Source organism: Catenulispora sp. EB89 (genome assembly GCF_041261445.1).
Lineage (GTDB): Bacteria > Actinomycetota > Actinomycetes > Streptomycetales > Catenulisporaceae > Catenulispora.
Genome location: NZ_JBGCCU010000058.1, coordinates 1 through 14,683, shown reverse-complemented (window position 1 = coordinate 14,683; position 14,683 = coordinate 1). Strand labels below are relative to the sequence as shown.

Here is a 14,683-nt window from a genome sequence, read left to right as displayed (position 1 = left end):
CCCGGTACGACAAGCTCGCCTGCCGTTACCAGGCCACCGTCACCATCGCAGCCATCAACGGCTGGCTATGAACCACTTCTCAGACACGGCCTAGCGCTCGAATCCTCGAATCCTGGAATCGGGAATCCTGGAATCTCAGGGCTGGACCGGGGCTCTCGGCAGTCTCCGGTCCAGCCAGACGAACGCGGCGCCGAGGACCAGGAACAACACGGCCACCAGCGCCACGTTCAGCGTCACTCGGGCGTAGCCGTGCGTGCTGACGTCGATGAACGGATAGGGATACCAGTTCACGACATGGCCGCGGATCAGCGTGAACGCCACCCAGGCCAGCGGATACACCGTCGCCCAGCCCAGGGTGGCCCACGCCAGGCGCGGCCTCGGGCCGAACAGCAGCCAGCCGGCCACCATCAGGATCGGCGTGAGGATGTGCAGCCCGATGTCGGCGACGTTGCTCCACCCGCCCAGATGCACCTGCGGCCGCAACACGATGACGTCGACCAGGCAGGTCACGGTGATGCACAGCAGGGCGTCCAGCAGCGCCACCGGCCACCAGGTGCCGCGCCGGTCAGGCACCAGGACGAGGGCGATCGCCGCCGCCAGCACGATCAGGTTGCTCTGGATCGTGAAGTAGCAGAAGAAGTTCCCGATCCGCGTGCCGACGGTGAACGGCGACACCTGCGTGTTCTTGTTCGCGGCGGACAGGTAGAACTGGAGCACCAGTGACGCCGCGCACACCAGCAGGGTGAGCAGGTGCCAGGCCCGGGCGCGCTCGATGGTCATGAGTTGACGATATCGGCCCAGGTGGCGCCGGGATCTGAACCCGGCGTGGACTCGTGTCGTCTCACGGACTGGACTGGTAAGCCCCAAAAGGGTGATGCACCTATAGTCATTTACATGATCGCCAACGAGACGTCCCGCATGCCCGCCGCCATCATGGCGCCGCGGATGATGCGTTGCCGTGTCTCTTGTCGAATGTGTAGCTGCTGAGTCTGTAGGACTCCCCGACCCGGGTTTTAGTAGCTCCTCCCCCTTGTAAGCCTTAGCGGCGCGCCTTTGTTGCGCGCCCGCCGCCGCATGTCGCGGCCCATTGGAAAGCATCATGATTGAAATAAAAAACCTGACAAAGGTTTACCCTGCCCGCGACCGGCCGGTCACCGCCCTGGACGGCGTGGACCTGAGCGTCGCGGCCGGCGAGGTCTACGGCGTCGTCGGCCAGTCCGGGGCCGGCAAGAGCACGCTGATCCGCTGCGTGAACCTGCTGGAGCGCCCCACCTCCGGCACGGTCACCGTGGCCGGGCGCGAGCTCACGGCGCTGTCCGGGCGGCAGCTGCGCGCCGAGCGCCGCCGCATCGGCATGGTGTTCCAGCACTTCAACCTGCTCTCCAGCCGCACCGCGCGGGAGAACGTCGAGCTGCCGCTGGAGATCGAGGGCCGGCTGACCCGTCGCGAGCGCCGGGCGAAGGCCGAGGAGCTGCTGGACGTCGTCGGCCTGGCCGACCGCGCCGGCGCCCACCCGGCGCAGCTGTCCGGCGGGCAGAAACAGCGGGTCGGGATCGCGCGGGCGCTGGCCGCCGATCCGCACGTGCTGCTCTCCGACGAGGCCACCTCGGCGCTGGACCCGGAGACCACCCGCAGCGTGCTGAAGCTGCTCAAGGAGGTCAACGAGCGGCTCGGCGTCACGGTGCTGCTGATCACGCACGAGATGGAGGTCGTCAAGGCGGTCTGCGACAGCGCGGCCCTGATGCGCGAGGGCCGGATCGCCGAGTCCGGGACCATCTCGGAGCTGCTGACGCGGGAGCGTTCGGAGCTGGCGCGGGAGCTGTTCCAGCTGGGCCCGGCGCCGGAGCCGTCGGGGCTGCCCGACAGCACGGTGCTGGACGTCACCTTCCACGGCGACTCCACCGCGCAGCCGCTGGTCTCGCAGCTGGCGCGGACGTACTCGGTCGACGTCACGATCCTGGGCGCGGCGATCGAGACGGTGAACGGGCAGACTGTCGGGCGGATGCGGATCGGGCTGCCGGGGCGGTTCGAGGAGAACGTCGTACCGATCGGGTTCCTGCGGGAGCGCGGGCTGAACGTGGAGGTCGTCGCGGCCGAAGGTACGACCGGAGCTACGACGGGAGCTACGACCGGAGTTACGACCGGAGTTACGACTGAAGCTACGACCGGAGCTACGACCGGAGCTACGACCGATGGCACGGTCGGAACCACCGCCGACGTCGCGGCCGAAGGCACCGGGCACTCGCTTGAGGAGGTCGGGTCGTGAGCTGGTCGGACATGCAGCCGCTGCTGTGGCAGGCCACCCTGGAGACGGTGCAGATGGTCGGCTGGTCGGCGCTGTTCACGGTGCTGATCGGGCTGCCGATCGGACTGCTGCTGGTGCTCACGGATCGCGGCGGCCTGCTGGCGAACGCGCCGGCGAACAAGGCGCTGGGGACCGTGGTCAACGTCGGGCGCTCGCTGCCGTTCATCATCCTGCTGATCGCCATCACGCCGTTCACGCGCGGGATCGTCGGGACCACCATCGGCGTGGACGCCGCGATCGTGCCGCTGGCCGTCGGCGCCGTGCCGTTCTTCGCCCGGCTGGTGGAGAGCGCGGTGCGCGAGGTCGACAGGGGCCTGATCGAGGCCTCGGCCGCGATGGGCGCCTCGCATCTGGCCACGGTCCGCAAAGTCCTGCTCCCGGAGTCGCTGCCCGCGCTGGTCAGCGGCCTGACGACGACCGTGATCGCGCTGGTCGGCTATTCGGCGATGGCCGGCGCGATCGGCGGCGGGGGCCTGGGCGACCTGGCCATCCGCTACGGCTACCAGCGCTTCGAGAACGGCCTCATGATCGCCACGGTCGTGCTGCTGGTCGTCCTCGTCCAGATCGTCCAGTGGCTCGGCGACTTCGCCGCCAAGCGGCTGGCTCACCGGTAACCACCCCGGCCACTCCCCCAATCAGTACACGGAAGAAAGAAGACCTTGTTCATGCGCAACAAGAAGCTCGCCGCGTCCCTGACCGCCCTCGTCGGCGTCCTGGCCGTGGGTCTGACCGCCTGCTCCTCGTCGAAGTCCGCGGGGTCCTCCGGCTCCGCGGCCGCGGGGTCCTCCGGCGGCGTCGACTCGATCACCGTCGCGGCCTCCCCGGTCCCGCACGCGCAGATCCTGGACTACATCCGCGACAACCTGGCCGCCAAGGCCGGGCTGAAGCTGACGGTGAAGGAGTTCACCGACTACGTCCAGCCGAACCTGGCCACCCAGGACGGCGAGGTCGGCGCCAACTACTTCCAGCACCAGCCCTACCTCGACGACTTCAACAAGAGCAAGGGCACCGACCTGGTCCCGGTCGTCGGCGTCCACCTGGAGCCGCTGGGCCTGTACTCGCACAAGGCCAAGTCCCTGGACCAGATCAAGGACGGCGCCACCGTCGCCCTCCCGAACGACGCCACCAACGAGGGCCGGGCCCTGAAGCTGCTGGCCGACAACAACCTGATCACCCTCAAGCCCGGCGCCGGCGCCACCGCGACGGAGAAGGACGTCGCCGGCAACCCCAAGCACCTGAAGTTCAAGCCGCTGGAGGCCGCCGAACTCCCGCGCGCCCTCGACGACGTCGACGCCGCGGTGATCAACGGCAACTACGCGCTCCAGGCGAAGCTGACGCCGAGCAAGGACGCGCTGGCCCTGGAGAAGACGGCCGGGAACCCCTACGTCAACATCCTGGTGGTGAAGAAGGGGCACGAGAACGACCCGGCGGTGAAGAAGCTGGCCGCGCTGCTGACCTCGGACCAGGTGAAGCAGTACATCGAGAAGACGTTCAACGGGTCGGTGATTCCGGCGAGCTAGACCTGTGACTGACGGCCGACCGCTTCTGGGGACAGGGGCGGTCGGCCGTGGGTTTTCCAGAGGTCGAGGATCTGCGCGTACTTGTCGACGAACTCCTCGTCGGAGTGTGCTTCGTAGTGCTCGACCGGCGCGGGGAGTCGGCGGCGCGTGCCGTCGTGCAGATAGACGTCGATCGAGTGGTCGCCGGCCAGGAAGTCTGCCCTGATGTCCCGGACCTGGTTCCAGGGGATGAAGCGGCGGCGCAGTGTCTGGATGGTGATGCCGTCGGCGGTGACGGTGGTGGACCACTGCCGGACCAGGAAGACGAAGGGGATGGCCGCGACCATGTCGATGGCCAGGGATGTGTGGCCGGGGAGCCAGTGCCAGGGCAGGCCGGCGATCGGCGGATAGATGCCGAGCCCCATGAGTTTGCGTGGTCTTGTGAAGACCAAATCCCCCACGAGCCGTGATGCTATAGCGGAGCTCAGCTTCTGGCGACCATCGCGACGCCGAGCGTGATCATCGTGACCGCGATGATGCCGTCCAGCACGCGCCAGGCCTTGGGCCGTGCGAGGACCTTCCCGAGGCGCCGGGCGCCGAATCCGAGGCCTGCGAACCACAGGATGCTGCCGGCGGTGGCGCCGAGGGCGAAGTACCAGTCCATGCTGCCGTAGCTGTTGCCGACGGTGCCCAGCAGCAGGACCGTGTCGAGGTAGACGTGGGGGTTGAGCCAGGTCAGGGCCAGGCAGGTCAGGACGGCTGTGCGCAGGGACTTCTCCCCCGCGCCCTCGGCGGCCAGGTGGTCCTGCTGCTTCCAGGCGCGGCGGGCGGCGAGCAGGCCGTAGGTCACCAGGAACGCGGCGCCGATCCAGGCGATCGCGGTCACCACCGTCGGCATCGAGCGGACCAGCGCGCCCAGGCCGCCGATGCCGGCCGCGATCAGGACCGCGTCGGAGGCCGCGCAGATCGCGACGATCGGGGTGACGTGCTCGCGGCGGATGCCCTGGCGCAGGACGTAGGCGTTCTGCGCGCCGATGGCGACGATCAGGGACAGGCCGGTGCCGAGGCCGGCCGCGGCGGCCGCGAGGGGGGTGGTCATGAGCACGATGCTAGGAAGGTGTGTGATCCGCAGGCCAGCTAACTTTTCTTGCGTATCATTAGAGATCATGATGACGGATCTGCCGCTGGACCACGTGCGGACGCTCCTGGTGGCCGTGGACGCCGGGACGTTCGAGGCCGCGGCGCGGATCCTGCACGTCACGCCATCCGCGGTCAGCCAGCGGATCAAGGCGTTGGAGCAGCGTACGGGGCGGGTGCTGCTGGTGCGGTCCAAGCCGCTGCGGCCGACCGAGTCCGGCGTCGCGGTGGTGCGGTTCGCGCGGCAGTTGGCGTGGCTGGAGGACAGCGCGCGTGCGGAGCTGGGGCTCACCGGGGCCTCGAGCTCCGGTGGCGGCTACGGCGACAGCGGCGACGGCACGGGCTCCGGCGGCCCGGGACGCGGCGTGCCGGTCCAGACGCTGTCGATCGCGGTGAACTCCGACTCGCTGAGCACCTGGTTCCCCGAGGTGACGGCCCGCTTCAGCGCCAACGCGGCGGTCTGCTTCGACCTTCACCGCGAGGACCAGGACTACACCGACGAGCTGCTTCGGGCCGGGCTGGTGATGGCGGCCATCTCGTCGTCGCCGAAGCCGGTGCAGGGCTGCGTGGTACGGCCGTTGGCGCGGATGCGGTACCGCGCCGTGGCCACGCACGGCTTCGTCCGGCGGTGGCTGCCGGACGGCGTCGGCGCGACCGACCTCGCCGCCGCGCTCACCGTCGCGCCGGTCATCATCTTCAACCGCAAGGACGACCTGCAGGACGGCTTCCTGCGCGGCATCGGGGTCCCCGCCAGCGGACCGCGCCACTACCTGCCGGCGACCGACGCCTACCTGTACGCGGTGGAGTCCGGCTTCGGGTGGGGGCTGATCCCGGACGTGCAGGCGAGGCAGTTCGGGCAGGTGGAGCTGGTGGAACTGGCGCCGGAGCGGCCGGTCGACGTGCCGTTGTACTGGCAGCAGTGGAAGCTCGCGCCGGCGTTGCTGAGCGAGGTCGGCGAGGTGGCGGCGGAGGTCGCGGCCCGGCGCTTGGGCTGAAACACCGCCGGGCGACGCGCGCCGATGGCAACGGCGGCAAGGGGAAAGCGGTCAAGCCTCAAATCCCGAACCGCGCCGCCAACCCGTCCAGCATCGCCTCGAGCCCCAACTCGAACTCCGCCTCCGCGTCCACTGGCGCGAGTCCCTCCAGCACCAGCTGGGAGAACAGCGGATACCGCCCGCTGCGCAGCAGCCACTGCATGTTCGAGCGCAGCAGAAGCCTGACATCCCCGTCCGCCCCGTAGCCGCGCCGCTCCAGCATCGTCCGCTGGTTCACCTCGCCGTCGGTGGCGCCGCGCGCGTAGGAATCCAGGGCCCTGATGAGCCGCATCTTCTGATCCCCGGTCAGCGACAACGGTTCCAGGGCGGCGAGCATGCGCTCCAACGCCAGGTTGCGGTTGGGCGTCAGGCTGGTCGGGACCTGCGCCTGAGCCGCCGGAAGCCAGGGGTGCGCGAGCGTGGTGTCGCGACGGCGGCGGGCGGCCTCGCGGAACACCGCGCGCCAGTCGTTCGGGTCGGCGACGAGTTCGGAGGCGGTACCGACCGCGTCCGTCATCAGCTCCAGCAGTTCGTCCTTGCTGTTCACGTACCGGTACAGCGCCATCGTCGCCACGCCCAGGCTCTCGGCCAGCTTGCGCATCGACACGGCGTCCAGGCCCTCGGCGTCGGCCAGGGCGATGGCGGCCTCGGCGATGCGCTCGTGGCTCAGGGAGGTGCGGGTGCCTCGGGGAACGTCGATGCGCTCCCAGATGGTCGGCACGGCCTGGGCGTCGCGTGCCGCCGACTCCGCCGCCCCGTCCGCCGCATCCGCCCCCGCGGGGTCCGCCGCATCCGCCGCCGGGCCGCACCCGCTCTTGGTCTTCGCCATGCCGAAAGCCTCCCATGGGCTCGGGAACGCGGTGCCGCGCTCCCGCCTTGTGTACATCGTACGCTCCGTTGTACGGTGTACGCATCGGAGCGTACACCGTACACATCCGCGCCACGCCATCCACTCCCCAGGGGGATCACCATGACCGCCGCCACCGCCACGGCCGGCATCACCGAGACAACCGCCACGCCGGACGCGGATCCCGACCCGCTCCGGGTAGCGGTCATCATCGGCAGCACCCGCGACGGCCGCTTCGCCCCGACCGTCGCCGACTGGTTCGTCACGCGCGCCGCCGAGAGCCACCCCGGCCTCGACATGGACGTCATCGACCTGGCCGAGACGGACCTCCCGCTGACCATGACCGACTTCGGGCAGCCGCGTCCCGAACCCGTCGCGGCGCTGGCCCCGCGGCTGGCCGGCGCGGACGCCTTCGTGATCGTCACGCCGGAGTACAACCACAGCTTCCCGGCGGTGCTGAAGAGCGCGATCGACTGGTACCACGGCGAATGGAGCCGCAAGCCCGTCGCCTTCGTCTCCTACGGCGGCGTCTCGGGCGGCCTGCGCGCGGTCCAGCAGTTACGGCACGTCTTCATCGAGCTGTCCGCGGTCCCGATCCGCGACACGATCAGCTTCACCGAGTACTGGAACCAGTTCGCCGAGGACCAGTCCTGGCCGCGCCCCTCCGAAAGCCGCGACAAAGCCCTGCAGAGCCTGTTGGACCAGCTCACCTGGACCGCCACGACCCTGCGCGCCGGGCGCCGGCAGAGCGCCGGGGGCTGAAACCTTGCGCTGAGCGCAAGAAAATAATTGCGCTGAGCGCAAGTTCGGGAGAAGGTAGACCCGTGTCCGCCACTGAGAACCAGAACGAGAACGAGGCCGAAGCGGGCTCTCGCCGGGAACGCAAACGGCTGGAGACCCGCAACTGCATCAGCCAGGCGGCCCTGCAACTGACGCTGGAGAACAACGGCCTGCAGAACGTCAGCCCCGACGAGATCGCCGAACGCGCCGGGGTCTCCGCACGCACCTTCCACAACTACTTCCACAGCCGCGAGGCCGCGCTCGGCGCGCTGCCCGGGGACCGGGCCAGACGCGTGGCGCTGGCCTTCAGCGAACGCCCCGCCGACGAACCCTTCGACGTCGCGCTCGCCGAGGCGGTCGTCGCCGAGTACACCCTGGGCCACGAGCCGGGCAAGGAGAGCGTCCGCAAGCTCCGCGAGATCATGGCCAACGGCAGCTTCAGCAAAGAGGCGCTGCGCACGGTCATGGACGAGGAGGGGGCCCGGCCGCACCTGCTGGAGTCGATGCGCCAGCTCGAAGAGCAGCTGACTCCGGTGATCGCCGAGCGCCTGGGGCTGGATCCGGCCCAGGACCTGCTGCCGCGGATCGTCGCGGCCGCGGTGAACGGGGCGGTGCGGGTGGCCACGAAATATTGGCTGCACGAGGAAGTGGACGCCTCGTACACTGCCCTGCTGCGCCAGGCGGTCCGTACCGCCGCGGCGCTGGCCCAGCAACCCGCGCTCCCGCTGGGGCCCAGCCTACACGAAAACGAAAACCCCTGATTTCGCATACAGTGCACGCCCGGTCACGCCGACGGCCACCGCTGCCCGGCATGCCGAGCCAGATGGGACGATCTTCATGCTTGTCAAGATCCTGAAACAATACCTGCGACCGTACCGAGGGCCGATCGCGCTGGTCCTGGCCCTGCAGTTCGTACAGACGCTGTGTGCGCTGTATCTGCCCACACTCAACGCCGACATCATCGACAACGGCGTGGTCAAGGGGGACAACGGATACGTGCTCAAGACCGGCGGCTTCATGCTGCTGTTCTCGCTGCTGCAGATCGCCTGCTCCATCGGCGCGGTCTACTTCGGGGCCCGGACCGCCACGCTGCTGGGCCGGGACCTGCGGGCCGGCGTCTTCGACCGGGTCCAGGCCTTCTCCACCCGCGAGGTCGGCCGCTTCGGGGCGCCCTCGCTGCTCACCCGGACCACCAACGACGTGCTGCAGGTGCAGACCGTGGTGCTGATGACCTTCACCATGGCCGCCGCGGCGCCGGTGATGCTGGTCGGCGGGGTGATCCTGGCGCTGCGCCAGGACGTGCCGCTGTCCGGGCTGCTGGTGGCGATCATCCCGGCGCTGGCCATCGCGATCGGCATCATCATCCGGCGGATGGGCCCGCTGTTCCGGATCGTGCAGGTCCGGATCGACAAGATCAACGGCGTGATGCGCGAGCAGATCACGGGCATCCGGGTCATCCGCGCGTTCGTCAAGGACGAGCACGAGAACGAGCGCTACGGCCAGGCCAACGACCAGCTGCTGGACGTCTCGCTGCGGGTCGGCAAGCTGATGGCGCTGATGTTCCCGATCGTGATGACGATCGTGAACTTCGCCAGCGTCGGCGTGCTGTGGTTCGGCGCGCACCGCATCGACTCCGGCGGCATGCAGATCGGGTCGCTGACGGCGTTCCTGAGCTACCTGATGCAGATCCTGATGAGCGTCATGATGACCACCTTCATGTTCATGATGGTGCCGCGCGCCGCGGTCTGCGCCGACCGCATCGGCGAGGTGCTGGACACCGAGTCCAGCGTGGTGCCGCCGAAGACGGCCACGGTGCCGCTCACGTCCGGGACGCTGGAGCTGCGGGGAGCGAGCTTCAAGTACCCGGGCGCCGAGGACTGCGTGCTCAACGAGGTGTCGCTGGTCGCCCATCCCGGTGAGACCACCGCGATCATCGGCTCCACCGGCGCGGGCAAGACCACGCTGCTGAACCTGGTGCCGCGGCTGGCCGACGTCACCGACGGCGCGGTCCTGGTCGACGGGGTGGACGTGCGCGAGCTGGATCCGACGACGCTGACCAAGTCGGTGGCCATCGTGCCGCAGAAGCCGTACCTGTTCACCGGGACCATCGCCTCCAACCTGCGCTACGGCCGCCCCGACGCCTCCGACGAGGAGCTGTGGGAGGCCCTGGACACCGCGCAGGCGCGGGACTTCGTCGAGCGGATGCCCGAGAAGCTGAACGCGCCGATCGCGCAGGGCGGGACCAACGTCTCCGGCGGTCAGCGGCAGCGGCTGGCGATCGCCCGCGCGCTGGTGCACAAGCCTGAGATCTTCCTGTTCGACGACTCGTTCTCGGCGCTGGACTACAGCACCGACGCCCGGCTGCGGGCCGCGCTGGTGGACCAGACGCGGGAGTCCACGGTGGTCATCGTCGCGCAGCGGGTGTCCACGATCCGCAACGCGGACCGGATCATCGTGCTGGACCTGGGCGTGGTGGTCGGGTCCGGGACGCACAGCGAGCTGATGGAATCCAACCAGACCTACCGCGAGATCGTGCTCTCGCAGCTCACCGAAGAGGAGGCCGCGGCATGAGCACGGACGGGGCGGGGAACGGCGGCGCCAACGGCGAGAACGCCGAGAACAACGAGCACGCCGAGAACACCAGCAATGGTGCGAGCGGTGCGAGTACCGGGAGCGCTGGGAACGGCGCGAGTACTGGGAACGGCGCGAGCGCCGATCACACCGAGATCGTGAAGGCTGAGCAGAACGGCGGGACGGTGAACGGCGCCGCCACGAATGGTGCGGCGCAGAATGGTGCTGCCACTAACGGCGCGGCGCAGAACGGTGCTGCTGCTAACGGCGCGGCGCAGAATGGTGCGGTACAGAACGGCGCCAAGCCGGGCGCTCCCGCCTCCGGCGGCTCGGACTCCGAACGTCTGGAGACCGAGAGCGAAGGCGACGCACCGCGTCCGCAGCAGGGCGGCGCGCTGCGCGGTCCGGCCGCGTTCATGTCCGGGCCGGCCGCGAAGTCGAAGGACTTCAAGGGTTCCTCGCGCCGACTGCTGGCCTACCTCGGCCCGGAGCGCCCGATCCTGATCCTCTCCATGCTGATGGCCGCGCTCGGCGTCGGGATGTCGGTCTGGGGCCCGAAGCTCCTGGGCAAAGCCACGGACCTGATCTTCGCCGGCGTCATCGGCCGCCAATCCCCGCGCCTGCCGAACGGCCAGTACCCGACGAAGGCCGAGGCAGTCCAGCACCTGCAGCAGACCGGCCACGGCACACAGGCCAGCCTGGTGAAGTCGATCGACTTCATCCCGGGCCACGGCATCGACTTCACCAGGGTCGGCCACGTCCTGATGCTGCTGCTGGGCCTGTACGTCCTGGTGTTCATCTGCATGATGGTCCAGTCGCGGCTGGTCATCGTGGTGGTGAACCGCGCGATGGCGCGGCTGCGCACCGACATCGAGGCCAAGCTGAGCCGGCTGCCGCTGTCCTACTTCGACAAGCAGCCGCGCGGCGAGGTCCTGTCCCGCGCCACCAACGACGTGGACAACCTGGCGCAGTCGCTGCAGCAGTCGCTGGCGCAGGTCGTGATGCAGGTCTTCACACTGCTCGGCGTGACCGCGTTCATGCTGTGGACCTCCTGGCTGCTCGGCCTGATCGCGATCGCCACGGTGCCGCTGTCGGTGTACGTCGCCGGCCGGATCGGCAAGAAGTCCAAGCCGCAGTTCGTCAAGCAGTGGGCGGCCACCGGCCGGCTGAACGCGCACATCGAGGAGATGTACACCGGCCACCAGCTGGTCAAGGCCTTCGGCCGGCAGCACGAGGCGGCGGCGGAGTTCAAGAAGCAGAACGACTCGCTGAACGACGCCAGCTTCAAGGCCCAGTTCATCAGCGGCCTGATCCAGCCGACGATGATGTTCCTCGGCAACGTCACCTACGTGCTGGTCGCGGTGGTCGGCGGCCTGCGGGTCTCGGCCGGCGCGCTGTCCCTGGGCAGCGTCCAGGCCTCGATCCAGTACACGCGGCAGTTCATGATGCCGCTGTCGCAGGTCGCCGCGATGGCCAACCTGATGCAGTCCGGCGTGGCCTCGGCCGAGCGCATCTTCCAGATCCTGGACGCCGAGGAGATGTCCCCGGAGCCGGCCCGCCCGGTGGAACTGGAGCGAGTCCAGGGCCGGGTGGAGTTCCGCGACGTGAACTTCAGCTACTCGGCGGACCGTCCGCTGATCGAGGACCTGTCCCTGGCGGTACAGCCGGGCCAGACCGTGGCCATCGTCGGCCCGACCGGCGCCGGCAAGACCACGCTGGTCAACCTGCTGATGCGGTTCTACGAGGTGGACTCCGGCGCGATCCTGCTGGACGGCGTCGACACCGCGCAGATGTCCCGCGAGTACCTGCGGTCGCAGACCGGCATGGTGCTCCAGGACGCGTGGCTGTTCGGCGGCACCATCGCCGAGAACATCGCCTACGGCACCCGAGACGCCTCGACCGAGCGCATCCAGACCGCGGCGGCGGCCACGCACGTGGACCACTTCGTGCGCACCCTCCCCGACGGCTACGACACCGTGATCGACGAGGAGGGCTCGAACCTGTCGGCCGGCGAGAAGCAGCTGATCACCATCGCCCGCGCCTTCCTGGCCGAACCGGCGATCCTGATCCTGGACGAGGCGACGTCCTCGGTCGACACCCGCACCGAGGTCCTCATCCAGCGCGCGATGAACAAGCTGCGCGAGGGACGGACGTCGTTCGTCATCGCGCACCGGCTGTCCACGATCCGCGACGCGGACATGATCCTGGTCATGGAGAACGGCCGGATCGTGGAGACCGGGACGCACACGCAGCTGCTGGATTCCAACGGCGCGTACTCGCGGTTGTACGCGGCGCAGTTCGCGCAGGCTCTGGCTGAGGTCGACTGAGGTCGGATCGAGGGTCGACTGAGATCATGAGATCTGCTGAGGTCGACTGAGATCAGCTGAGGTCGGCTGAGACAGGGTTCTGCTTTGACCGGGCCGGCCGACTCCGAGGGGGGAGTCGGCCGGCCCTCTTCGTTGTCCACAACCCCGCCGAGCACTCGTTTTCGCTTACCTCAGCACGTTCCGCCGCCTCGCCCGGCCTCAGAGATGACGTTGTTAAGCTCCGAAGATGGCCTACGAGCAAGCAGCGGACCGTTATCTGAAGGCCCTGGAAGCGACCCTCGCACCGGACATGCTGCGCGGCGTCTACGTCGTCGGCTCCGCCGCGCTCGACGGCTGGCGTCCCGGGCGCAGCGACCTGGACCTGCTGATGGTGCTCGACCGCCCGATGACCGCCTCGGACCTGGCGATGGCCGGCGAGATGCACGCCGAGCTGGAGGCCACGCGCGCCGACGGTCCGCACTGCGACGGCCACTACGTCACGCCCGATCTGCTCGGCACGCGCAGCCAGGCCAAGGTCCCGTCCGCGGTGGACGGAGTCTTCAAGCCCGAGGGCCACGCCACCGATCCGGTGCTGTGGGCGATCCTCGACCGGCACGGCGTCACGCTGCGCGGGCCGCAGGCCTCGGAGCTGAAGGTCGCCCCGGACCCGGAGTGGCTGCGGGAGTGGAACCGCGGGAACTTGGAGTCGTACTGGCGCACGCACGTCGGGTACCGCACGCACTTCTCGAGTCAAGACCCTGATTCACCGGTGAACCCCTACCTGCTGGCCTGGGAGGCGACCGGGCCGGGCCGGCTGCACGCGACCATCGCGACCGGCGAGGTGATCTCGAAGGAGGCCGCGGCCGACTACACGGCCGAGCTGTTCCCGAAGTACGCGGACTTGTGTGCGAAGGCGAAGGCGTACCGACTCGGTGACGCGACGGTGACATGTACGGCCGCCGAGGCGTTGCGGGTGATCGACCTGGTGGAGGCGGTGTGCAACTCGGCAAAAGAGTTGCCATGAGTCCGTGACTTCCTGGCTACCTGCGAGTAGCTTTACCGACCGGTAACCACGCGCGTGTGACCCTGATCACTCGACCCGTTCGCCCACCGGTCCCCCAGGGAGTCAGTATGCGTAAACGCCGCATCGCCCACGCCATCTCCGCCGCACTCCTGGCCGCGCCGTTCCTGGCACTGGCCGCCCCGGCGCAGGCCGCCGCCTCGTCGGGCATCAACGACTTCTCCTGCCGGCCCAGCGCCGAGCACCCACGACCCGTGGTGCTGGTGCACGGCACCTTCGGCAACGCCGGCGACAACTGGATCGTCGGCGCGCCCTACATCGCCGCACGCGGCTTCTGCGTCTTCGAGCTCGACTACGGCCAGGAACCGGGCATCCCCCTGTTCCACGGCCTGGCCCCGGTCGCGCAGTCGGCGCAGCAGCTGGCGGACTACGTCAACCAGGTGCTGGCCGCCACCGGCGCGTCGCAGGTCGACATCGTCGGGCACAGCCAGGGCGGGATGATGCCCCGCTACTACCTGAAGTTCCTCGGCGGCGCCCCCAAGGTCCACACGCTGGTGGGTCTGGCGCCCTCCAACCACGGCACCAACCTCGACGGCATCGAGACCCTGGCCGCCGACTACTTCCCCGGGGCCATCGGCCTGATCGGGACGGCCTGCCCGGCCTGTAGCGACCAGATCGTCGGCTCGCCGCTGATGCAGCAGCTGAACGCCGGCGGCGACACCGTGCCCGGGGTGCAGTACACGGTGATCTCGACGCAGTACGACGAGGTCGTGACGCCGTGGCAGTCGCAGGCGCTGAACGGGCCGAACGTGCACAACGTCCTGCTGCAGAACCTGTGCGCCGCCGACCTGTCGGAGCACGTCGCCATCGGGACCACCGACAAGATCGCGCTGCATGAGGCGGTCAACGCGCTGGATCCGGCGCACGCTACGCCGACCACGTGCCTGTCGGCCTTCTCATAGGTTCATCGGTTCGCCCTTCTGGTCGATCCGGTTTCGGGTGCGGAGCCGGGGCGGCGCCGCGTCTGGTTGGCGCGGCGCCGCCTGCTGTGAGGCTTTCAGGCAGCCTCCAGGGCCGGACCCTGGCGCTTGGGGGTGGCGCCGGGGTCCGGTTGTTGGGTTGTGGTGCGGTGCCCGCCCCTTTCGGGGCCTGCTCGCTGCGGGGCGATCCCCCACTGTGCCTC

General features: G+C 69.2%; 14 protein-coding genes. 10 read left to right on the top strand and 4 right to left on the bottom strand.

Going from position 1 to position 14,683, the window contains the following annotated elements:
- Nucleotides 1–135: 135 nt before the first annotated feature.
- Nucleotides 136–780: a Pr6Pr family membrane protein gene (locus tag ABH920_RS49975; protein ID WP_370356968.1), complete on the bottom strand. Its 645-nt coding sequence runs from the start codon at nt 778–780 to the stop codon at nt 136–138.
- Nucleotides 781–1,099: 319 nt separating this feature from the next.
- Between ABH920_RS49975 and ABH920_RS49970 the strand changes: the two genes are divergently transcribed.
- From ABH920_RS49970 to ABH920_RS49960, 3 genes are read left to right on the top strand one after another with little or no spacing between them, the layout of a single operon-like run.
- Nucleotides 1,100–2,266: a methionine ABC transporter ATP-binding protein gene (locus ABH920_RS49970; RefSeq protein ID WP_370356966.1), complete on the top strand. Its 1,167-nt coding sequence runs from the start codon at nt 1,100–1,102 to the stop codon at nt 2,264–2,266.
- A complete protein-coding gene (locus ABH920_RS49965; RefSeq protein WP_370356964.1) occupies nt 2,263–2,919 on the top strand; it encodes a methionine ABC transporter permease in 657 nt (218 codons plus the stop codon). Before ABH920_RS49970 ends, ABH920_RS49965 begins: the two co-directional genes overlap by 4 nt.
- A 51-nt stretch (nt 2,920–2,970) precedes the next feature.
- The gene (locus tag ABH920_RS49960; protein ID WP_370356962.1) at nt 2,971–3,825 is read left to right on the top strand and encodes a MetQ/NlpA family ABC transporter substrate-binding protein; all 855 of its coding nucleotides are present in this window, start codon (nt 2,971–2,973) and stop codon (nt 3,823–3,825) included.
- Here the strand turns inward: ABH920_RS49960 and ABH920_RS49955 are convergent.
- A complete protein-coding gene (locus tag ABH920_RS49955; protein ID WP_370356960.1) occupies nt 3,822–4,265 on the bottom strand; it encodes a hypothetical protein in 444 nt (147 codons plus the stop codon). The genes ABH920_RS49960 and ABH920_RS49955 overlap by 4 nt on opposite strands.
- 23 nt (nt 4,266–4,288) lie before the next feature.
- Complete coding sequence (locus ABH920_RS49950) at nt 4,289–4,903, bottom strand: LysE/ArgO family amino acid transporter (RefSeq protein ID WP_370356958.1); 615 nt, start codon at nt 4,901–4,903, stop codon at nt 4,289–4,291.
- Nucleotides 4,904–4,973: 70 nt separating this feature from the next.
- On the opposite strand from ABH920_RS49950, the gene ABH920_RS49945 reads away from it, so the two are divergent.
- Nucleotides 4,974–5,936, top strand: a complete 963-nt coding sequence (locus tag ABH920_RS49945; protein WP_370356972.1) for a LysR family transcriptional regulator ArgP — start codon at nt 4,974–4,976, stop codon at nt 5,934–5,936.
- Between the two features lie 58 nt (nt 5,937–5,994).
- Here the strand turns inward: ABH920_RS49945 and ABH920_RS49940 are convergent, their stop codons facing one another.
- Complete coding sequence (locus tag ABH920_RS49940) at nt 5,995–6,804, bottom strand: TetR/AcrR family transcriptional regulator (protein ID WP_370356956.1); 810 nt, start codon at nt 6,802–6,804, stop codon at nt 5,995–5,997.
- Between the two features lie 141 nt (nt 6,805–6,945).
- Between ABH920_RS49940 and ABH920_RS49935 the strand changes: the two genes are divergently transcribed.
- The 6 genes from ABH920_RS49935 to ABH920_RS49910 all read left to right on the top strand — a co-directional run bounded on the left by ABH920_RS49935 (nt 6,946) and on the right by ABH920_RS49910 (nt 14,462).
- Nucleotides 6,946–7,584, top strand: coding sequence for an NADPH-dependent FMN reductase (locus ABH920_RS49935; protein ID WP_370356954.1), 639 nt, complete (start codon nt 6,946–6,948; stop codon nt 7,582–7,584).
- A gap of 62 nt (nt 7,585–7,646) precedes the next feature.
- Nucleotides 7,647–8,363 (top strand): TetR/AcrR family transcriptional regulator, encoded by a 717-nt coding sequence (locus ABH920_RS49930; RefSeq protein WP_370356952.1) that lies wholly within the window; start codon nt 7,647–7,649, stop codon nt 8,361–8,363.
- Between the two features lie 76 nt (nt 8,364–8,439).
- Complete coding sequence (locus ABH920_RS49925) at nt 8,440–10,173, top strand: ABC transporter ATP-binding protein (RefSeq protein ID WP_370356950.1); 1,734 nt, start codon at nt 8,440–8,442, stop codon at nt 10,171–10,173.
- A gap of 416 nt (nt 10,174–10,589) precedes the next feature.
- Nucleotides 10,590–12,500, top strand: a complete 1,911-nt coding sequence (locus ABH920_RS49920) for an ABC transporter ATP-binding protein (protein WP_370356970.1) — start codon at nt 10,590–10,592, stop codon at nt 12,498–12,500.
- Between the two features lie 226 nt (nt 12,501–12,726).
- Nucleotides 12,727–13,503, top strand: coding sequence for a nucleotidyltransferase domain-containing protein (locus ABH920_RS49915; RefSeq protein ID WP_370356947.1), 777 nt, complete (start codon nt 12,727–12,729; stop codon nt 13,501–13,503).
- A 107-nt stretch (nt 13,504–13,610) separates the two neighbouring features.
- Complete coding sequence (locus ABH920_RS49910) at nt 13,611–14,462, top strand: esterase/lipase family protein (protein ID WP_370356945.1); 852 nt, start codon at nt 13,611–13,613, stop codon at nt 14,460–14,462.
- Nucleotides 14,463–14,683: the final 221 nt, after the last annotated feature.

Bases quoted from the DNA above. Each gene is read 5' to 3' on its own strand.
- ABH920_RS49975 (WP_370356968.1), bottom strand. From the start codon at position 780: ATGACCATCGAGCGCGCCCGGGCCTGGCACCTGCTCACCCTGCTGGTG.
- ABH920_RS49970 (WP_370356966.1), top strand. From the start codon at position 1,100: ATGATTGAAATAAAAAACCTGACAAAGGTTTACCCTGCCCGCGACCGG.
- ABH920_RS49960 (WP_370356962.1), top strand. From the start codon at position 2,971: ATGCGCAACAAGAAGCTCGCCGCGTCCCTGACCGCCCTCGTCGGCGTC.
- ABH920_RS49950 (WP_370356958.1), bottom strand. From the start codon at position 4,903: ATGACCACCCCCCTCGCGGCCGCCGCGGCCGGCCTCGGCACCGGCCTG.
- ABH920_RS49945 (WP_370356972.1), top strand. From the start codon at position 4,974: ATGACGGATCTGCCGCTGGACCACGTGCGGACGCTCCTGGTGGCCGTG.
- ABH920_RS49940 (WP_370356956.1), bottom strand. From the start codon at position 6,804: ATGGCGAAGACCAAGAGCGGGTGCGGCCCGGCGGCGGATGCGGCGGAC.
- ABH920_RS49935 (WP_370356954.1), top strand. From the start codon at position 6,946: ATGACCGCCGCCACCGCCACGGCCGGCATCACCGAGACAACCGCCACG.
- ABH920_RS49925 (WP_370356950.1), top strand. From the start codon at position 8,440: ATGCTTGTCAAGATCCTGAAACAATACCTGCGACCGTACCGAGGGCCG.
- ABH920_RS49920 (WP_370356970.1), top strand. From the start codon at position 10,590: ATGTCCGGGCCGGCCGCGAAGTCGAAGGACTTCAAGGGTTCCTCGCGC.
- ABH920_RS49915 (WP_370356947.1), top strand. From the start codon at position 12,727: ATGGCCTACGAGCAAGCAGCGGACCGTTATCTGAAGGCCCTGGAAGCG.
- ABH920_RS49910 (WP_370356945.1), top strand. From the start codon at position 13,611: ATGCGTAAACGCCGCATCGCCCACGCCATCTCCGCCGCACTCCTGGCC.